Origin of the sequence: Uliginosibacterium flavum, from assembly GCF_040566545.1 — a bacterium.
Classification (GTDB): Bacteria; Pseudomonadota; Gammaproteobacteria; order Burkholderiales; family Rhodocyclaceae; genus Uliginosibacterium; species Uliginosibacterium flavum.
Genome location: NZ_JBEWZI010000003.1, coordinates 207,241 through 223,992, shown reverse-complemented (window position 1 = coordinate 223,992; position 16,752 = coordinate 207,241). Strand labels below are relative to the sequence as shown.

Sequence of the window (16,752 nt, the reverse complement as noted above, 5' to 3'; positions counted from 1 at the left end):
TGAATGTAGGTCAACAGACCCTAGAGCCCGTTGGCGCTTGTTGCCATTGCTGCGTCAGCGGCAAAGCTCACCGAAATGCCGCGTGATTCCGAGCCCCAAGTGCATTTTTTCACGATCAGGATTTCCGTGCACTGCGTTGGCGTGCCGAGGATGGCCTGTACTTCGCTCATGCTCATGCCGGTGTGAAGTTTGGCGTAGTTGTCGGCATTCACTGCGCTGCAGGCGGCAAGCAAGGCACTGAGCAGGAGGAGGGGCAGGATCTTGTGCATGGTTTCCTTTCGTTAATCCAGTGCTTTGCCAACGACTTCAGCGACGTCGCTGGACAAGTTTTCCTGGGCGCGAATGCGTTCGAGTTGCGCACGCGCCTGACGTTGGCGAACCGGATCAAATTTCTTCCAGCGATCGAATGTGCGCGCGATGCGCGAGGCGACCTGCGGGTTCAGCGGATCAAGTTGCAGGATCACATCGGCGGCGAGCTTGTAGCCACTGCCGTCGGCGGCGTGGAAGTGCTGCGGATTGGCGGCGCAAAACGCGCGCAGTAGTGAATACACCTTGTTCGGATTGCGGATGTCGAAGGATTCGTGCGCCATCAGGGCGCGCACATCCTGCGTCGTGCCGGGCAGGCGCGAGGTGGCTTGCACCTGCAGCCATTTGTCGACCACCAGCGCCTCGTCGCGCCACTTGGAATAGAAGCTGTCGAGCAGGGCGTGCCGCGCCGGAATGTCCAGATTGGCGACAGCCGCTAGCGCTGCAATGCTGTCGGTCATGTTGCCGGCCGTCTCGAAATGACCGATGACCAAGGCTTGCGCGCTAAGCTCGTTGAGCTCGGCGAGGTAGCCCAGGCAGGCATTGCGCAGGGCGCGTTTGCCGGCCTGCGCACCTTCGGGTGAGTAGGGCGCCTCGTCTTTCAGTTCGAAATAGGCGGCGAGCAGGGGCTCGCGCAGTTCGCGTGCCAGAGTGCGACGCAGGGCGAGGCGGGCGGCGTGGATCGCATCCGGATCGACTACGCCCATCTGCTCGGCGAGCACGTTTTCGGACGGCAGCACCAGCGCCTCGGCCACCAGCGCCGGGCCGCCTCCTTCGACAAAAGCCGCGCCGAGCAGGCGCGCCATGGCGAGGATGTAGTCCTGCGGAATCCAGCCAGTGGTTTCCCCTGTGCCCTGCTGGAATGCAGTGACACCTGCCAGCAGGATGTCCGTAGCCAGTCGCTGACCGGCTTCCCAGCGATTGACCGCATCGCGGTCGTAAGCCATCAGATGGACGAGGTCGGCGGTGCTGTAGGGATAGTCGAGCACGACCGGCGCCGAGAAGCCGCGCAGCAGCGATGGCACAGGTTCGGCATCAATGTTCTCGAAGATAAAAGTCTGCTGTGCTTCGCGCAGTTGGAGGGTGCGCTGGCTGCCGGTAGCATTGCTTTCACCCACCAGTTGCAGGGGCAGTTCGCGCCCGTCGGCGTCGAGCAGGCCGAGCACGATGGGCAGGTGATAGGGGCCGCGTGCCTGCGGCAAGCCGTCCGCCGCCATGCGATCTTCATACGGTGTGTGGGCGAACACTTGCTCCACTTCCAGTGTGTAGCGACGAGTGGCTGCATCGAATCGGCTGCGCACCACCAGGCGCGGCGTGCCGGCCTGGCTGTACCAACGCTTGAACTGAGTCAGATCCAGGCCTGAGGCGTCCTGCATTGCGGCGACGAAATCCTCGCAGGTCACGGCCTGGCCATCGTGGCGGGCGAAGTACAGGTCCATGCCCTTGCGGAAAGCGTCCTTGCCGATCAGGGTGTGGATCATGCGGATCACTTCGGCACCCTTTTCATACACTGTGGCGGTGTAGAAATTATTGATCTCGGCGTAGCTCTCCGGGCGGATCGGGTGGGCCATGGGGCCAGCGTCCTCGGGGAACTGGGCGGCGCGCAGGGTGCGCACTTCCTGGATGCGGGTCACGCCGGCGGAATGCACATCCATGCCGAACTGCTGGTCGCGGAAGACGGTGAGGCCTTCCTTCAGTGACAACTGGAACCAGTCGCGGCAGGTCACGCGATTGCCTGTCCAGTTGTGGAAATATTCGTGGGCGACGACGCGGTCGATGTTCTGGTAGTCGGTGTCGGTGGCCGTGTCCGGGCGGGCCAGTACGTACTTGGTGTTGAAGATGTTGAGGCCCTTGTTCTCCATCGCGCCCATGTTGAAGTCGCCCACTGCGACGATCATGTAGTGATCGAGATCCATCTCCAGGCCGAACACATCCTCGTCCCATTTCATCGATTTCTTCAGCGCGGCGATGGCGTGATCACACTGATCGAGCTTGCCCGGCTCCACATACACGGCGCAGCGCACGCGGCGGCCGGAGCTGGTGACGTAATGGTCTTCGATTACATCGAGTTTCGCGGCTACGCAGGCAAACAGATAGGCCGGCTTGGCGAAGGGGTCTTCCCAAGTCGCCCAATGTCTGTTGTCGTCTTCTGAGCCGCTGGCAACCGGGTTGCCATTGGCAAGCAGGATCGGGAAAGCGGTCTTGTCGGCGTGCAGCGTGCATTCGAATTTTGCCAGCACATCCGGGCGATCCGGGTAGAAGGTGATGCGTCGGAAGCCCTGCGCCTCGCATTGAGTGAAATAGCCGTCTTTCGAGCGATACAGGCCGGAGAGCTGGGTGTTCTGGTCCGGCTCGATCCGCACTACGGTTTCCAGCAAAAAGGCTTCTGGCGCCTGATGAATTGTCAGCAGGTCATCGGCGTATAAGAAGTCGTTTGCGCCCAAGGTGCGCCCATCCAGTTTCAGGGATTCGAGCTGCAGGTCTTCGCCATTCAGAACTAGCGCAGCATCCGCGCCAGCCGGGTTGCGACGCATCGTCAGGCGGCTGCTGACGAACGCAAAGCCGACATGAATGGCGATGTCCAGGGCGACAGAATCGACCAGATAGGCTGGCGGGGTGTAATCCTTGAGGTAGATGGTGCTGGGCGTATTGGACATGTTCAGGCTGCTTGAAAAGGATGGGGTGAGTGTAACCGAGCGAGGTGGATGCCGCGCAGGGCCTTCGGTTTGATCGTTATCAACAGGTTTTTGCGGGCTATGTGCTTAGCTTCGCCTACAATAATCCGGCTGCGCGCAGGCGTCGGCCCGTTCCAACAGCACGAATTACTCAGTGAGACAGAGACAGTGAGAAAACTTAGCCTTCGACTCAAGCACCTGGCGCAGGAACATCAGGCCGTGATGCATTTCGTTTCCGCCATCCGCGAGATCTCGCCGGAAACTGAAGCCGACTTGCCGGCGATTGCCGCGCGCGTACGCCGTGTGTTCGCCTCCGATCTGGAGCCGCACTTCGTTGAGGAGGAGCGTTATGCCCTGCCAATGCTGCGCGAAGTGGGGCATGTTGCGCTGGCTGATGAAGTGTTCGCCCAGCACGAAAAGATGCGGGCGATGGAAAAAGCGCTGGTCGAGCCTACTACCGAGATGCTTATCGAATTCGTGCATATGCTGGAAAAGCATGTTGAGCTGGAGGAGAGCGAAGTCTGGGACGTGCTGGACATCGCGCTTGAGGCCAGTGCTGCAGAAAAAGCTGTCGACGAAGCCGCAGCAAAGGCTGCCAACGCCTGACGCGGGAACCGGGCTGCGGTGAGTGAATGAAGGCGGCTACGAGCCGCCTTTTTCATGCCTGCTTGTCTCAGCGCGAGATGCTTTCGCCGCCCGTGCTTTGCATCAAGGCCACCACTTCCTCTGCGGAAACGAGGTTGAAGTCACCGTAGATGGTGTTCTTGAGCGTGCCGGCCGCCACTGCGAACTCCAAGGCCGAGGCGTCATCACCGGGATAGTGGATCAAGCCATAGATCATGCCGGCCGCGAAAGCATCGCCGACGCCGACACAATCCACGACGTGCTCGATGGCATGGGTGCGGGCCTTGATCATCTTGCCGCCAGCATATACCAGGCCCGTGAAGATATGGTGGTTGGCGTCCAGTGTGTTGCGTAGTGCCAGGAAGAGCTTCTTGTTGCCACCCGCCTTGGCATTTGTCTCCTCGAAGAAGCGCTGATAGCGATCGAGTTCGATGGCTTCATCCGCGCTGCGCGCCTTGAAGGGCACTGGGTCGACCCCGTATACCACCTTGTATTCGCTGCCGGTGCCAAAGAGGACGTCGGTCAGGTCGAGCATGGGCCGCATGACTTCCTGGGCCGATTTGCCGTATTGCCACAGGTTCTTGCGATAGTTCAGGTCGCAGGACACGGTCAGCCCGAGCTTCTTTGCGATCTGAATGGCTTCCAGGGTGGCGTCGGCGATGTCCTGTGTCAGGCCCGGACCGATGCCGGACCAGTGAAGCCAGGTAGCCGTCTTGAGAATTTTTTCCCAGTCGATCATGCCCGGTTTGAGCGTGGCGAAGGATGAGTTCGCACGGTCGTATACGACCTTGGAGATGCGTTGCGAGGCTGGATTTTCGTAGTAATAGAGGCCGAGGCGCTCGCCTCCGAAGACGATGTTGCCGGTTTCGATGCCGTGTGAGCGTAGTTCGGCCAGGCAGGCGTCGGCGATGTCATTTTTCGGGAAACGCGTGACGAATTCACTCTTCAGGCCGAAGTGAGCCAGTGATACGGCGCAGTTGGTTTCGCTGCCGCCGAAGGTGGCGGCAAAGCTGTTGGTTTGCGACAGTTTGAGATAGCCGGGCGGCGTGAGGCGGAGCAGGACTTCGCCGAAACTGATGATTTTGTGTTCCATGCTGATCTTCTTGAGGAAGTTTGCTTACAGGGAGAGGTTTGCAGAGCGGCACTTCTGTGAGTGCTTCTGCTGTGCGCAAATAGAAAAGGCCATCACGGGGATGGCCTTTTCTTGTGCGGCTAAATCTGGCTTACAGGCCCAACAAGGAGGTCGTGTGGTGCGCGATCATCCACTCTTCGTTGGTGGGGATTACGGCCAGAGTGATCTTTGAATCTGCGGTGCTGATGCAATGGGCCTTACCGCGGATCTTGTTCAGTTCCGGGTCGATCTTGGCGCCCATCCATTCAAGGTAGCCAACGACCTTGTTGCGGACGAATTGCGAGTTTTCGCCGATGCCGCCGGTGAACACCAAAGCTTCCAGGCCGCCGGCCGCCATCATCAGCGAGCCGATTTCGCGGGCTGCGCGGTAGCAGAACAGTTCCAGCGCTTCTTTGGCTTCCGGCGCGTCGGACGCTTCAAGGGTGCGGCAATCCTGACTGATGCCGGAAACGCCGAGCAGGCCCGATTCTTTGTACAGAAAGTTGGAGATTTCCTTCGGGCCGTAGCCGTGGGTATCCATCATGTACAGCAGCACGCCCGGGTCGATGGAGCCGGTGCGGGTGCCCATCATCAGGCCTTCGATGGCGGTAAAACCCATCGAAGTGGCTACACACTTGCAATCGTGCAGGGCGGCCATCGAAGCGCCGTTGCCCATGTGGGCGATGATGACGCTGCCGTGCGACTTGTCACCGATCACTTCAGGCAGCTGACGGGAGATGTAATCGTAGGACGAGCCATGGAATCCGTAGCGCTTGACGCCTTCGGCCGTGATCTTGCGCGGGATGGCGTAAGTCTGGGCTTGCCAGGGCTGGGTGCGGTGGAAGGCCGTGTCGAAACAGGCGACTTGCGGCAGGTTCGGGTACTTGGCGGCCAGTACGCGAATCGGGCGCAGGTTGTGCGGCTGATGCAGCGGGCCCAGCGGGATGAAGGTTTCGAGCACCTTGAACACTTCCGGCGTGACGACGACCGGGGCACTGTATTTTTCGCCACCTTGCAGCACGCGGTGGCCAACGGCTGCCAGCTCCACCTTCTGTTCTTCAATCCAGCTGAGCAGGGTGGTCAGCGCCAGTTCTTGTTGCGCTTCCAGATCGGTGCCTTCGGGCGACTTGATGATGGTGTCGAGCAGCGTCTTGCCGTCGATGTCCTTGGCGACGAACTGGGTGTTGGCGCCGATGCCGTCGATCTGGCCACGGTAGACCGAAGGCGCGTCCTTAACCAGTGGCAGGTTGAAGACAGCAAACTTGAGGCTGGAGGAGCCGGCGTTGATGATCAGGAGGGACTTCATTTCGATCTCTTTCTTTTGCGGACTTAAAGGGATACCGCTGCAAGGCGGTGGGCTACAAGACGTTTGACGACAGCGCAGGACGCGGCGCGGGCTTCGGCCCGATCTGCGCGACTGGTTAAAACAATGGGCACGCGAGCGCCCAGCACAACACCAGCCAATAAGGCGCCGGCAAGGTATTCAAGTTGTTTGGCAAGCATATTGCCCGATTCCAGATCCGGCACCACCAGAATGTCGGCGCAACCAGCTACTTCCGAGGTAATGCCTTTGGTGCGAGCCGCGAAGGGCGAAATGGCATTGTCGAAGGCCAGCGGGCCATCAAGGATACCGCCCTTGATCTGGCCACGGTCCGCCATCTTGCACAGTGCCGCAGCGATCAGGGTGGACGGGATCTTCGGGTTGATGGTTTCCACCGCCGAGAGCAGCGCTACGCGTGGCTTCGGGATATTGATGGCATGGGCCAGATCAATGGCGTTCTGCACGATATCGACCATGTCCGCCAGTTCGGGCTGGATGTTGATGCCGGCGTCGGTAATCAGCAGGGTGCGCGGGTAGCGTGGCACATCGGCCACAAAGCAGTGGCTGATGCGGCGTGCGGTGCGGATACCGGTAATCTTGTTGACCACCTGGCTCATCAACTCATCGGTGTGCAGGCTGCCCTTCATCAAGGCGTCCACCTCGCCGGCCTTGGCCAAGGCCACGGCGCGTTCGGCGGATTCGACGCTGTGCTCGGTGTCGATCAACTGGCAGCCATCCAGGCTCTCGCCGATCATTTCCGCAGCCTTGCGCATTTTAGCCAGCGGGCCGATCAGGATCGGGATGATCAGGCCTTCGTGCATGGCTTGCAGTGCGCCTTTGAGGGATTCCGCGTCGCAGGGGTGGGCGACGGCGACCTTGATGGCGGGCAAGCCTTCGCTTTGCGCCAGCAGTTCATCGTAACGGCGCTGCTGGTCAGTGATGGTTACTTCGGGCAGGGTGGCGCGGGTGCGGCGGATGCGCACCGTCGGCGCAGCCACGATGGCTTCGCCTTCCACCACCAGTACATCATCCTGATTGGTCACCGTGCAGGCGATAAGCAGCTGCTTTTTATCGGGGATTTTCTGGGTGCAGACCAGTTTGACTGACAGCGTGTCGTCGATATGAACGAGGGCGTTGAAACGCAAACTCTGGCTGACGTAGGTGGTGCCGGGGCCGGGGAACTGGTTGCCGAGCAGCGCCGAGATCATCGCGCCGGAGAGCATGCCATGCGCCGTGACCTCACCGAACTCACTTTCCTTCGCGTACTGATCGTCCAGATGTGAAGGATTGACGTCGCCGGAGACTACGGCGAAAAGCTGGATGTCCTCTCGACGCACGGTGCGGTTCAGGGTAGCGCTATCGCCGACCTTGATTTCGTCGTAAGTGATGTTCTGCAGCGTTTCGAGCGGGGAATCGGTGATGTCCATGGCCTTGCTCCTCTTGTATCAATAATAACTATCGAAACCTGCCCTTTTGGTGACAATCATCAAATTGAGTCGGGAATTATGTCGCGCCGCCGCAAAACAGCCTTGTCACCCCCGGATGCTAGAATTCCTGCTTCTGTGCCTTCGCGTTGCGGCGGCGCTAACCACCCATCAATCCTGTACAAACATGCAAATCACGATTCTCGCTGCGGGTCAGGGCAAACGTATGAATTCACGCCTGCCCAAGGTGCTGCAACCGATTGCTGGCCAAGCCATGCTCGGCCATGTGCTGACAACGTCGCGCAAGCTCGGGCCCCGGACGTTATGTGTGGTGTACGGCCACGGCGGTGATCAGGTGCGCGCCGCGCTCGACGCCCCGGATATCGCGTGGGCTGAGCAGGCACAACAACTGGGCACCGGTCACGCTGTGCAGCAAGCCATGCCCTGGCTGGGCGACGAAGGTGCGGTGCTGGTGCTCTATGGCGATGTGCCGCTGATCCGCGCGCAGACTTTGCGCGATCTGGTGGAGGCGGCAGGAAGCTCCCGCATGGCTTTGCTGACCGTGAAGCTGGCCGACCCAAAAGGTTACGGCCGGATCGTGCGAGACCTTGAGGGGCGTGTCGCTTCCATCGTAGAAGAGAAAGATGCCAGTGCTGCTGAAAAGGCCATTCGGGAAGTTAATACCGGCATCCTGTGCGCGCCGGGCAGTTTATTGCGCGCCTGGTTGGGGCGTTTGCAGAACAACAATGCTCAGGGCGAGTTCTACCTGACCGACGTGATCGCCATGGCCGTGGCCGAAGGCGTCGAGGTCGTCACGCAGCAACCGGCGCACGAATGGGAAGTCCTGGGCGTCAACAACAAGGCCCAGCTCGCCGAACTGGAGCGCATCCATCAACGCAATCAGGCCGATGCTCTGCTCGAAGCCGGCGTGACCCTGCTTGACCCGACGCGCATCGACATTCGCGGCGAGCTGATCTGCGGGCGTGACGTGGAGATCGACGTCGGTTGCGTGTTCGAAGGCCGTGTCGAACTGGCCGATGGCGTGAAGATCGGCGCGCATTGCGTACTGAAAGACGTCAAGGTCGGCGCCGACAGCGTGATCAAGCCCTTCTGCCATTTCGAATCCGCCGAGATCGGTGCCGCTGGCGTGCTCGGCCCCTACGCGCGTCTGCGCCCCGGCACCGTGCTGGCCGAAGACGTGCATATCGGCAACTTCGTCGAAGTCAAAAATTGCCAGATCGCCGCCCATTCCAAGGCCAATCACCTCACCTATCTGGGCGACGCCACCATCGGCAGCCGCGTCAATGTGGGCGCTGGTGTGATCACCTGCAACTACGATGGCGCCAACAAGTTCCGCACAATCATTGAGGACGACGCCTTCATCGGTTCGGATGCGCAGCTGGTCGCGCCGGTGTGTGTCGGCAAGGGCGCCACGATTGGCGCCGGTACAACCCTGACGCAGGATGCGCCGGCGGACGCGCTGACAATCTCACGCACGCGCCAGCTCAGTCTGACGGGCTGGGTGCGGCCGGTGAAAGTCAAAAAGGAGTGATGGTGAGGGCTGTCTGAAGAGCCGCGCGCAGATTGGCTCTTCAGCTGGCATGCCCGAAGAGATCCGCCTGGTGCGGCTCTTCGGTGTGCTACTCGATATGCGGGAAACTCGCCGCGTATTTGCTGATCCACTCCATGGCAGCTTGCGTGCTGTCCAGTTCGCGGCCTTCCTTGTCGAGCGTTTCGCGCCGGTAGCGTTCGATGTAGCAGAGCTGCTCAACCATGCGCACCGCGTAAGCGTCTTCGTGGGCTACGAACTGGATGCCCAGTTCGTAGCAGGAGTGGGCGTGGCGGCACCACACCACGGCACCGCGTGCGCGGAAGGGACGTGTGCCGACCGGGATTTCCACCGAGACTTCGCTGCCAACTTCCAGCGGTTCAGCAGAGCGGCAGGCCAGCCCGCCCTGACTCACGTCGCGCAGACTGCGCAGGCTGCGCCCGAGCTGACCTTCGCAATGGATGTGGATGGGCATTTCTGAAGGATGGCGCAGATAGGCGCGATCGCGATGCTGGACGGAGTTGTTCATGGTGCTCTGCCGGTGGATGACTCCAGCCTAGTATCTGCTGGCGTCTTGTTCCATCAGGATAAAACTGCCCTTGTGACGGTTGTCACGCTTTTCACTACACAGCGCCCATACGCCGCTGACTGGCCGCGCTTGCGCGGGTTAAACTCGCGCAGCGCAAGACGCACAGACCAATAATCCACGAGACAAAACCATGCCCGTCAAGCTCATTCAGGCCACGCCGTCGGCCTACACATACCCCTTGCTGATCAAAAGTCTGTTGCACGCCTCACTGGCGACCGCGCCGGATCAGGAGATCAGCTATCAGGGCCGCATCCGCTACAGTTACCGCACCCTGCGCGAACGCATCGGGCGCCTGGCCAGCGGCCTCGCCGCGCTGGGCGTGGACGCCGGCCAGACCGTGGCGGTGATGGACTGGGACAGTCACCGTTACCTCGAATGTTTTTTCGGCGTGCCGATGATGGGCGCGATCCTGCAGACCGTGAATGTGCGCCTGTCGGCCGAGCAGATCCTGTACACGCTGAACCATGCACAGGCCGATGTGCTGCTGATCAACAGCGAGTTCTTCCCGTTGCTGGCTCAGATTGCCGATCGCCTGACGACTGTGCGGCATTTCGTCTTGATCAGCGACGAGTCTCATCCGCACGAAGCGCCGGTCGCGCTGGCAACGGAATACGAGGCGATGCTCGCTGCCGCTGCGCCGGATTACGATTTCCCGGATTTTGACGAGAACGCGCAGGCCACCACCTTCTACACCACCGGCACCACGGGCGATCCGAAGGGCGTGTATTTCAGCCACCGCCAGCTGGTGCTGCATACCCTGTCGCTGGCTTCCTCGCTGGGCACCGCGCCGGGGCAGGGGCGCATGCATCGCGAAGACGTGTACATGCCGATCACGCCGATGTTCCATGTGCATGCCTGGGGCTTCCCGTATCTGGCCACGATGCTCGGTCTGCGTCAGGTCTATCCCGGCAAATATCTGCCGGAGAGCCTGCTGCGGCTGATTCGCGACGAGAAAGTCACTTACTCGCATTGCGTGCCAACCATCATGCACATGCTGCTGACCCATCCGCTCGCGGCCGAAATTGACTTCAAGGGCTGGAAGGTAATCATCGGCGGCTCGGTCATGCCGCAGGTGCAGGCGCTGGCCGCGATGAAGCGCGGCATCGATCTGTTTACCGGTTACGGCATGTCCGAGACGTGCCCGGTGCTGACGCTGGCCAACCTGAACACGGCCGATCTCGATTTGTCTCCTGAAGACCAGGCGGTCTTGCGCGCCAAGACCGGCCGGCCAATGCCCTTGGTCGACCTGCGCATCGTCGATGCTGAAATGGATGACGTGGCGCACGATGGTATCGCCACTGGTGAAGTCGTGGTGCGCACGCCCTGGCTGACGCAGGGCTACCTGAAGGCGCCCGAAGCCGCCGAAGCCCTGTGGGAAGGCGGCTATCTGCATACCGCTGACATCGGCCACATCGACGCGCGCGGCTTCCTCAAGATCACCGACCGCATCAAGGACGTGATCAAGACGGCCGGCGAATGGACCTCCTCGCTGGCGCTGGAAGACGTGCTCGCCAAGCACGAGGCCGTGCACGAAGTCGCGGTGATCGGCATTCCCGATCCGAAGTGGGGCGAGCGCCCGCTGGCGCTGGTGGTGCTCAAGCCGGATTTCGATGGCAAGGTCACCGAGCACGCGATCCGCAACTTCGCCGCGCACCTGATCGAAACCACCGGCATCTCGCGTCACGGCGTGCTGCTGCAGGTGCAATTCGTCAAGGCGCTGTCCAAGACCAGTGTCGGCAAGGTCAACAAGCGCGCGATGCGCGAGGCACGCGTCAGCGTTTAAGCAGATGGCCAAGCGGCATCATCATCACGTCTATGTCATCGAGCTGTCCTGGGACGTGCTGCTGGAGCCGCGCTTCATGAAGGCCAATCCTGACTACCAGCCCGGCAAGCCCTGCGTGTACGTGGGTATGACCGGGCTGCGCCCCGACGAGCGTTTCGACAAGCACAAGGCTGGCATCCGCGCCAACCGCTACGTCACCGAGCACGGCCTGCGCCTGCTGCCCGCGCTGTATGAATGCTACAACCCGATGCCGTATCATGCGGCGGCGGAAATGGAAGTCGAGCTGGGGATAGCGCTGCGCGAGGCCGGTTACGGTGTGTGGCAAGCTTGATTTGCCGGCGCGGAGAGCCGCGCGGGGCGGACATCTCCAGCATGCCTGTCTGAACAAGCCCGCCCAGTGCGGCTCTTCAGGCAGGTCATTTTTAAACAAATCACGCTTCGATAGACGATCAGCATGGCCAGCATGAAACCGAAAAACGCCTCCGGCGGCCTCGTATATTCCACCGAACTTGGCCGCACCTGTCCCGGCTGCCGCCGGCCCGTCGATGCCTGCATCTGCAAGCAGGCGCCCTCACCGAGCGGCGATGGCGTGGTGCGCGTGTCGCGCGACACCAAGAGCCGTGGCGGCAAGTGTGTCACCGTGATCAAGGGCGTGCCGCTGGACGCCACCGCGCTCGCCGCGCTGGGCAAGACGCTCAAGGCTGCCTGTGGCACCGGTGGCACCACCAAGGACGGCGTGATCGAGGTGCAGGGCGATCACTGCGACGCGGTGATCACCAAGCTCAAGGCGCTGGGATATAACGTAAAGCGTGCGGGCGGCTAAACCGCCGACTCGCTCTGAAAGCGATGACGGCCTTGCTCCCGCCTTGCCGTACTGGCGTACTGTCTGCGGCGGGGCGCCTTGTCCACACTTCCAGAGCGCGCCGGCAGAAGTGGACCTCGCTCCCACAGAGGCGCGCAGGCGGCTAAACTCTGCTGCGACTTGCGACTTGCGACTTGCGACTTGCGACTTGCGACTTGCGACTTGCGACTTGCGACTTGCGACTTGCGACTTGCTTTGATCTGTCACACTCCCACCCATTGCAGGGTCTTACCCCTCACTCCTTACGCCTCACTCTTCACCGCCCCATGACCTTCACCGAACTCGCCCTGATCGAACCCCTGTTGCGTGCGCTCGACGTACTCGGTTATCACACGCCCACGCCCGTGCAGGCGCAGGCGATTCCGGCCGTTCTGGCGGGGCGCGATCTGATGGCTGCCGCGCAGACCGGCACCGGCAAGACCGCCGGCTTCGCCCTGCCGCTGCTGCAGCGCTTGGCCGCTGAGACGACTCCGGTCGGCCCGCAGTCCGTGCGCGTGCTGGTGCTGGTGCCCACGCGCGAGCTGGCCGAGCAGGTCTTCAGCAGCTTCTGCGATTACGGTCACTTCCTGCCTTTGAAATACGCCGTCGCCTATGGCGGCGTGGGGATCGGGCCGCAGATCACGCAGCTGCGCCGGGGCGTTGACGTGCTCGTCGCCACGCCCGGCCGCCTGCTGGATCTGCTCTGGAAGAATGCCCTGCGTTTCGATGAGGTACAGACCCTGGTGCTGGACGAAGCCGACCGCATGCTCGATCTGGGCTTCGCGCGCGAACTGGATCAGGTCTTCGCGGCCCTGACCCGCCGGCGTCAGACCCTGCTGTTTTCGGCGACTTTCTCCGATGCGATTCGTGCCTTGTCCGTCAAGCTGCTGCACAGTCCGGAGCGCATCGAAGTCAGCCCGCGCAATTCCACCGTGCAGGGCGTCAAGCAATGGCTGGTGACCTGTGACAAGAAGCGCAAGACCGAACTCTTCAGCCACCTGCTGAAAAAGAATGGCTGGAGCCCGGTGCTGGTCTTCGTGCGCACCCGCAAGGGCGCCGAAGCCTTGCTGGAAACGCTGCTGCATCAGGGATTCAATGCCGACGCGATCCACGGCGACAAGGCCCAGGCCGGGCGCCAGCGCGCGCTGAGTCGCTTCAAGAGTGGCGAGGTCAGCATCCTCGTCGCCACCGATGTCGCGGCGCGCGGTCTGGATATCGACGATCTGCCCATCGTGATCAATTTCGACATGCCCAGCGTTGCTGAAGATTACGTGCACCGTATCGGCCGCACCGGCCGCGCCGGCGCCGGCGGCCTGGCCCTGTCGCTGGTGTGTGCTGACGAAGTGAAGATGCTCGCCGCCATCGAAGCCCTGATCCGCCAGACCATCAAACGCGTTGAAGAACCCGGCTTTGCCGCCACGCACCGCGTCGGCCAGACCGCGCCGGAAGGCCAGCAGGTCATTCACAAGCCGAAGAAGCCGCAGAAATCCAAGGCGCCGGGTGCCTCCGCAGGCGGCAAGCGTAAACCGCTCAAAATTGGCCGCAGCGGTGGTCGCGCGGCCGCCAGCAAAGCGCCGGGATCCCGGCCCGCCAAGCCCGCGGCCAAACCGCGCAGCCGTTAGGGCGGAACGCCAGGATCCGGGCTCAATAGCCCGTGCTCGTGCCAATCCCGGCCGGCAGCTTGCCGCTCAGCTGCACCGGCGTGTAGGCGCCGGGCGTCCAGATCAGCCAGTCCAGCGTGCCTTGATACGGATGATCAATGCTACCGTCACCGAAGCTGAGATAGTTATCCCCGGCACTTGCCGTGGCGCGCAGACCGCCGGACACCGCCAGTACGGGCGTGGCATTGCCATCCACATACAGCGTGGCGCTGCCCTGTGTTGCACTGCTGAGCGTGACGACCAGCTGATAGGTATGGGCGCGGCCGAGATCAACCGCCGGACTACTCGTCGTATTGGCACTGAGGGTGTTGATGCCATCCCATTTTTCCAGCTGGACGCCCGTGCTGGCAGTGGCGATCACCAGTTTGACGCGGCTGCCCGTCACGCCCGTGTCGGCCAGGGCCAGATCAAGATCCAGTGTGTGATTGAGCAGGTAGAGGCTGCCGGGTGCGACCTGCAACAAGGCCGTGGCGGATTTGGGATAGCTGCCACTGGCATCCCAGACGCTGCCGAGCCTGGCCATCGTCTGTTGCGACGCGATGCTCGTGCTGTTCAGGCTGAGCGTGCCGTCGTCATTGGCGGTGAAGTTGCCGGCATTCGCCGCTATCGTAAACCGGCTCGTCGAGCCATCGGCCAGACTCACCGACGCGAGCGCATCCGGCGGGGTGTCTGCCTTGTAGATATTCCACGCGAGTGCGCCACCCGAAGAACTGGAGGAGCTTGATGAACTCGACGAACTTGATGTCGTGCCGCCGCCTCCATCTCCACCGCCTCCGCCACAGGACGTCAGCAGCAGGATCAGGAGCAGGGCGAGCAGGATGAATGGATGTTTCCGCAACAGGTTTCGCATGGCTGCGCTCCTTTGCTCAAGCGGTGGCGGGTGGGAAAGCGCCAAGTAACGCCACTTTCCCCCGCCTCCCACTTTCATTATAGAAAGTGTGTCGCGCTTGATCTGCCGTGAGCCTGTTTGCGCAAAAGGCCCATCCTTGCGGACGGGCCTTTTTTTTAATGAACGGCTGAAGAGCCTCACGCAGCCTGCCTCTGCGGGCAGGCTCCTTGCAGAAGCCCGCCCTATACGGCTCTTCAGGCACTCATCGTGAACACGCCCAGCTTGTTGCCATCCAGATCGCGGAAGTAGGCGGCGTAGAAGCCGCTGTCACCGCGCGGGCCGGCCGGGCCTTCGTCCTTGGCGCCCAATTCCATGGCTTTCTTGTAGAAGGCGTCGACGGCGGCGCGGTTCGGCAGGTGCAGCGAGACCATCGTGCCGTTGCCGACTGTGGCGGGCTGGCCGTCAAAGGGCGTGATGACACACAGTGAAGGCTTGTCCGGGGCGACGCCCCAAGAAACAAAGCGCTCGGTTTCCATGTCGCGTTTGGCGCCGATGCTGGCGAGCAGGGCATCGTAAAAGGCGGCGGCGCGGGGGATGTCGTTGCTGCCGAGGGTGACGTAACCGATCATGGTGCTTCCTTTGTGTGAGGGGGCTGAGCTGGGATTATTGCCGAGCCTGGGTGATGAGGGTGTCACAGGCTTACGGGCTGTGGCGAAAAAAAGGCCCATCCTGGCGGACGGGCCTTTGGCGTGCAGCGATGCCGCAGCTTACTTGCAGTTCGGGATCACGCGTACGGCGATCACGCCATCCACGGTCTTGAGCTTGGCGACCACGTCGGCCGGCACGTCGCCGGACACGTCGATGATGTTATAGGCCACGTCGCCGCGATGCTTGTTGATCATGTCTTCGATGTTCAGGCCGATGGCGCCGAGCTGGGCGGTGAGGCTGCTGATCACGTTGGGCACATTGCGGTTCGATACGGTGATGCGCGTCTTGCCGCTCGGGGCCAGTTCGCAGGCCGGGAAATTCACGGAGTTCTTGATGTTGCCGCGCTCCAGGAATTCACGCATCTGGTCGGCCGCCATCACCGCGCAGTTGTCTTCGGATTCCGGGGTGGAGGCGCCCAGGTGCGGCACGCACAGGACCTTGTCCACGCCCAGCAGCTCGTCTTCCGGCAGGTCGATGACATAACCGCCCACGTGGCCGGAGGCAATCGCGGCCTTGATGGCGGCGTTGTCGACCAGACCATTGCGGCTGAAATTGAGCAGGCGGCAGCCCTTCTTCATGTGGCTGATGCGCTCGGCGTTGAAGAGGTTCTTGGTTTCGGCGGTCAGCGGCACGTGGATCGTGATGTAGTCGGATTCGGCGACCAGCGCATCAAGGCTGGGCGCTTTCTGCACTTCGTGCGACAGTTTCCAGGCGGCGTCGACGCTAACGAAGGGGTCGAAGCCGATGACGCGCATACCCAGAGCGTTGGCGGCATTCGCTACCAGCACGCCGATGGCGCCCAGACCGATCACGCCAAGGGTCTTGCCCTGGATTTCCGGGCCGACGAACTGGGCCTTACCTTTTTCCACCAGCGGCGGCACTTCGTCGCCCTTGCCCTTGAGCGTGTTGGCCCAAGTGATGCCTTCAAACAGGTTACGGCTGGACAGCAGCAGGGAGGCGATGACGATTTCTTTTACGCCATTGGCGTTGGCGCCCGGCGTGTTGAACACGACGATGCCGCGTTCCGAACACTTGGGCAGCGGGATGTTGTTCACGCCGGCTCCGGCACGCGCAATCGCCAGCACGGAGGCGGGAATCTCGATGCTGTGCATGTCGGCCGAGCGCAGCATGACACCGTCCGGATTGAGGATCTCGGTGGCAGATTCGTAGTGGTCACGCGGCAGGCGGTCGAGGCCGCAGGCGGCAATCTTGTTAAGCGTCTGGATCTTGAACATCGTGTGAGTCCTCAAACGTGGATGATGACGGGAAGGGAAATTCCGGCTCCGCAGCCTGCAGCGGAAAGGCGGCATTGTACGGGGTTTGGCTTGCGC

The 16,752-nt window shown here is 61.8% G+C and carries 15 protein-coding genes; 6 read left to right on the top strand and 9 right to left on the bottom strand.

What is annotated here, in order from left to right:
• Positions 1 to 20 precede the first annotated feature (20 nt).
• A complete protein-coding gene (gene bamE, locus ABXR19_RS04385) occupies positions 21 to 269 on the bottom strand; it encodes an outer membrane protein assembly factor BamE domain-containing protein (RefSeq protein WP_354599875.1) in 249 nt (82 codons plus the stop codon).
• Between the two features lie 12 nt (positions 270 to 281).
• A complete protein-coding gene (gene pepN, locus ABXR19_RS04380) occupies positions 282 to 2,963 on the bottom strand; it encodes an aminopeptidase N (protein ID WP_354599874.1) in 2,682 nt (893 codons plus the stop codon).
• A 48-nt stretch (positions 2,964 to 3,011) separates the two neighbouring features.
• Between pepN and ABXR19_RS04375 the strand changes: the two genes are divergently transcribed.
• A complete protein-coding gene (locus ABXR19_RS04375; RefSeq protein ID WP_354599873.1) occupies positions 3,012 to 3,587 on the top strand; it encodes a hemerythrin domain-containing protein in 576 nt (191 codons plus the stop codon).
• A gap of 67 nt (positions 3,588 to 3,654) precedes the next feature.
• Here the strand turns inward: ABXR19_RS04375 and ABXR19_RS04370 are convergent, their stop codons facing one another.
• The 3 genes from ABXR19_RS04370 to ABXR19_RS04360 all read right to left on the bottom strand — a co-directional run bounded on the left by ABXR19_RS04370 (position 3,655) and on the right by ABXR19_RS04360 (position 7,464).
• Positions 3,655 to 4,698 (bottom strand): sugar kinase, encoded by a 1,044-nt coding sequence (locus ABXR19_RS04370; protein WP_354599872.1) that lies wholly within the window; start codon positions 4,696 to 4,698, stop codon positions 3,655 to 3,657.
• Positions 4,699 to 4,828: 130 nt separating this feature from the next.
• Positions 4,829 to 6,022 carry an acetate/propionate family kinase gene (locus ABXR19_RS04365; protein WP_354599871.1) on the bottom strand — a complete coding sequence of 398 codons (1,194 nt, stop codon included), beginning with the start codon at positions 6,020 to 6,022 and terminating at the stop codon, positions 4,829 to 4,831.
• Positions 6,023 to 6,045: 23 nt separating this feature from the next.
• A complete protein-coding gene (locus ABXR19_RS04360; protein WP_354599870.1) occupies positions 6,046 to 7,464 on the bottom strand; it encodes a bifunctional enoyl-CoA hydratase/phosphate acetyltransferase in 1,419 nt (472 codons plus the stop codon).
• Positions 7,465 to 7,648: 184 nt separating this feature from the next.
• Here ABXR19_RS04360 and glmU point away from each other — a divergent pair, with 184 nt between their 5' ends.
• Positions 7,649 to 9,013 carry a bifunctional UDP-N-acetylglucosamine diphosphorylase/glucosamine-1-phosphate N-acetyltransferase GlmU gene (gene glmU / locus ABXR19_RS04355; RefSeq protein ID WP_354599869.1) on the top strand — a complete coding sequence of 455 codons (1,365 nt, stop codon included), beginning with the start codon at positions 7,649 to 7,651 and terminating at the stop codon, positions 9,011 to 9,013.
• 88 nt (positions 9,014 to 9,101) lie between these two features.
• On the opposite strand, the gene ABXR19_RS04350 is transcribed toward glmU, so the two are convergent.
• On the bottom strand, positions 9,102 to 9,539 hold the full coding sequence (locus ABXR19_RS04350; protein WP_354599868.1) for a PilZ domain-containing protein: 438 nt from the start codon (positions 9,537 to 9,539) through the stop codon (positions 9,102 to 9,104).
• Between the two features lie 190 nt (positions 9,540 to 9,729).
• On the opposite strand from ABXR19_RS04350, the gene ABXR19_RS04345 reads away from it, so the two are divergent.
• The 4 genes from ABXR19_RS04345 (at position 9,730) to ABXR19_RS04330 (ending at position 13,845) form a co-directional block, all read left to right on the top strand.
• Positions 9,730 to 11,382 carry a fatty acid--CoA ligase gene (locus tag ABXR19_RS04345; protein WP_354599867.1) on the top strand — a complete coding sequence of 551 codons (1,653 nt, stop codon included), beginning with the start codon at positions 9,730 to 9,732 and terminating at the stop codon, positions 11,380 to 11,382.
• 4 nt (positions 11,383 to 11,386) lie between these two features.
• Entirely contained in the window at positions 11,387 to 11,713 is a 327-nt protein-coding gene (locus ABXR19_RS04340) for a hypothetical protein (protein ID WP_354599866.1), read from the top strand.
• Positions 11,714 to 11,845: 132 nt separating this feature from the next.
• Positions 11,846 to 12,205 (top strand): translation initiation factor Sui1, encoded by a 360-nt coding sequence (locus ABXR19_RS04335; protein ID WP_354599865.1) that lies wholly within the window; start codon positions 11,846 to 11,848, stop codon positions 12,203 to 12,205.
• Positions 12,206 to 12,510: 305 nt separating this feature from the next.
• Positions 12,511 to 13,845 (top strand): DEAD/DEAH box helicase, encoded by a 1,335-nt coding sequence (locus tag ABXR19_RS04330; RefSeq protein ID WP_354599864.1) that lies wholly within the window; start codon positions 12,511 to 12,513, stop codon positions 13,843 to 13,845.
• Positions 13,846 to 13,867: 22 nt separating this feature from the next.
• On the opposite strand, the gene ABXR19_RS04325 is transcribed toward ABXR19_RS04330, so the two are convergent.
• From ABXR19_RS04325 to ABXR19_RS04315, 3 genes are all read right to left on the bottom strand, one after another.
• The gene (locus ABXR19_RS04325) at positions 13,868 to 14,734 is read right to left on the bottom strand and encodes a hypothetical protein (RefSeq protein ID WP_354599863.1); all 867 of its coding nucleotides are present in this window, start codon (positions 14,732 to 14,734) and stop codon (positions 13,868 to 13,870) included.
• 233 nt (positions 14,735 to 14,967) lie between these two features.
• Positions 14,968 to 15,342, bottom strand: a complete 375-nt coding sequence (locus ABXR19_RS04320; protein ID WP_354599862.1) for a VOC family protein — start codon at positions 15,340 to 15,342, stop codon at positions 14,968 to 14,970.
• Positions 15,343 to 15,480: 138 nt separating this feature from the next.
• Positions 15,481 to 16,656 carry a phosphoglycerate dehydrogenase gene (locus ABXR19_RS04315; RefSeq protein WP_354599861.1) on the bottom strand — a complete coding sequence of 392 codons (1,176 nt, stop codon included), beginning with the start codon at positions 16,654 to 16,656 and terminating at the stop codon, positions 15,481 to 15,483.
• Positions 16,657 to 16,752 lie beyond the last annotated feature (96 nt).

What these genes read in the sequence shown, in the direction of transcription:
- ABXR19_RS04370 (WP_354599872.1), bottom strand. Translation starts at nt 4,698, where the DNA reads ATGGAACACAAAATCATCAGTTTCGGCGAAGTCCTGCTCCGCCTCACG.
- ABXR19_RS04315 (WP_354599861.1), bottom strand. Translation starts at nt 16,656, where the DNA reads ATGTTCAAGATCCAGACGCTTAACAAGATTGCCGCCTGCGGCCTCGAC.
- ABXR19_RS04330 (WP_354599864.1), top strand. Translation starts at nt 12,511, where the DNA reads ATGACCTTCACCGAACTCGCCCTGATCGAACCCCTGTTGCGTGCGCTC.
- ABXR19_RS04350 (WP_354599868.1), bottom strand. Translation starts at nt 9,539, where the DNA reads ATGAACAACTCCGTCCAGCATCGCGATCGCGCCTATCTGCGCCATCCT.
- ABXR19_RS04335 (WP_354599865.1), top strand. Translation starts at nt 11,846, where the DNA reads ATGAAACCGAAAAACGCCTCCGGCGGCCTCGTATATTCCACCGAACTT.
- ABXR19_RS04345 (WP_354599867.1), top strand. Translation starts at nt 9,730, where the DNA reads ATGCCCGTCAAGCTCATTCAGGCCACGCCGTCGGCCTACACATACCCC.
- ABXR19_RS04375 (WP_354599873.1), top strand. Translation starts at nt 3,012, where the DNA reads ATGCCGCGCAGGGCCTTCGGTTTGATCGTTATCAACAGGTTTTTGCGG.
- pepN (WP_354599874.1), bottom strand. Translation starts at nt 2,963, where the DNA reads ATGTCCAATACGCCCAGCACCATCTACCTCAAGGATTACACCCCGCCA.
- ABXR19_RS04365 (WP_354599871.1), bottom strand. Translation starts at nt 6,022, where the DNA reads ATGAAGTCCCTCCTGATCATCAACGCCGGCTCCTCCAGCCTCAAGTTT.
- ABXR19_RS04340 (WP_354599866.1), top strand. Translation starts at nt 11,387, where the DNA reads ATGGCCAAGCGGCATCATCATCACGTCTATGTCATCGAGCTGTCCTGG.
- ABXR19_RS04325 (WP_354599863.1), bottom strand. Translation starts at nt 14,734, where the DNA reads ATGCGAAACCTGTTGCGGAAACATCCATTCATCCTGCTCGCCCTGCTC.
- glmU (WP_354599869.1), top strand. Translation starts at nt 7,649, where the DNA reads ATGCAAATCACGATTCTCGCTGCGGGTCAGGGCAAACGTATGAATTCA.
- bamE (WP_354599875.1), bottom strand. Translation starts at nt 269, where the DNA reads ATGCACAAGATCCTGCCCCTCCTCCTGCTCAGTGCCTTGCTTGCCGCC.
- ABXR19_RS04360 (WP_354599870.1), bottom strand. Translation starts at nt 7,464, where the DNA reads ATGGACATCACCGATTCCCCGCTCGAAACGCTGCAGAACATCACTTAC.
- ABXR19_RS04320 (WP_354599862.1), bottom strand. Translation starts at nt 15,342, where the DNA reads ATGATCGGTTACGTCACCCTCGGCAGCAACGACATCCCCCGCGCCGCC.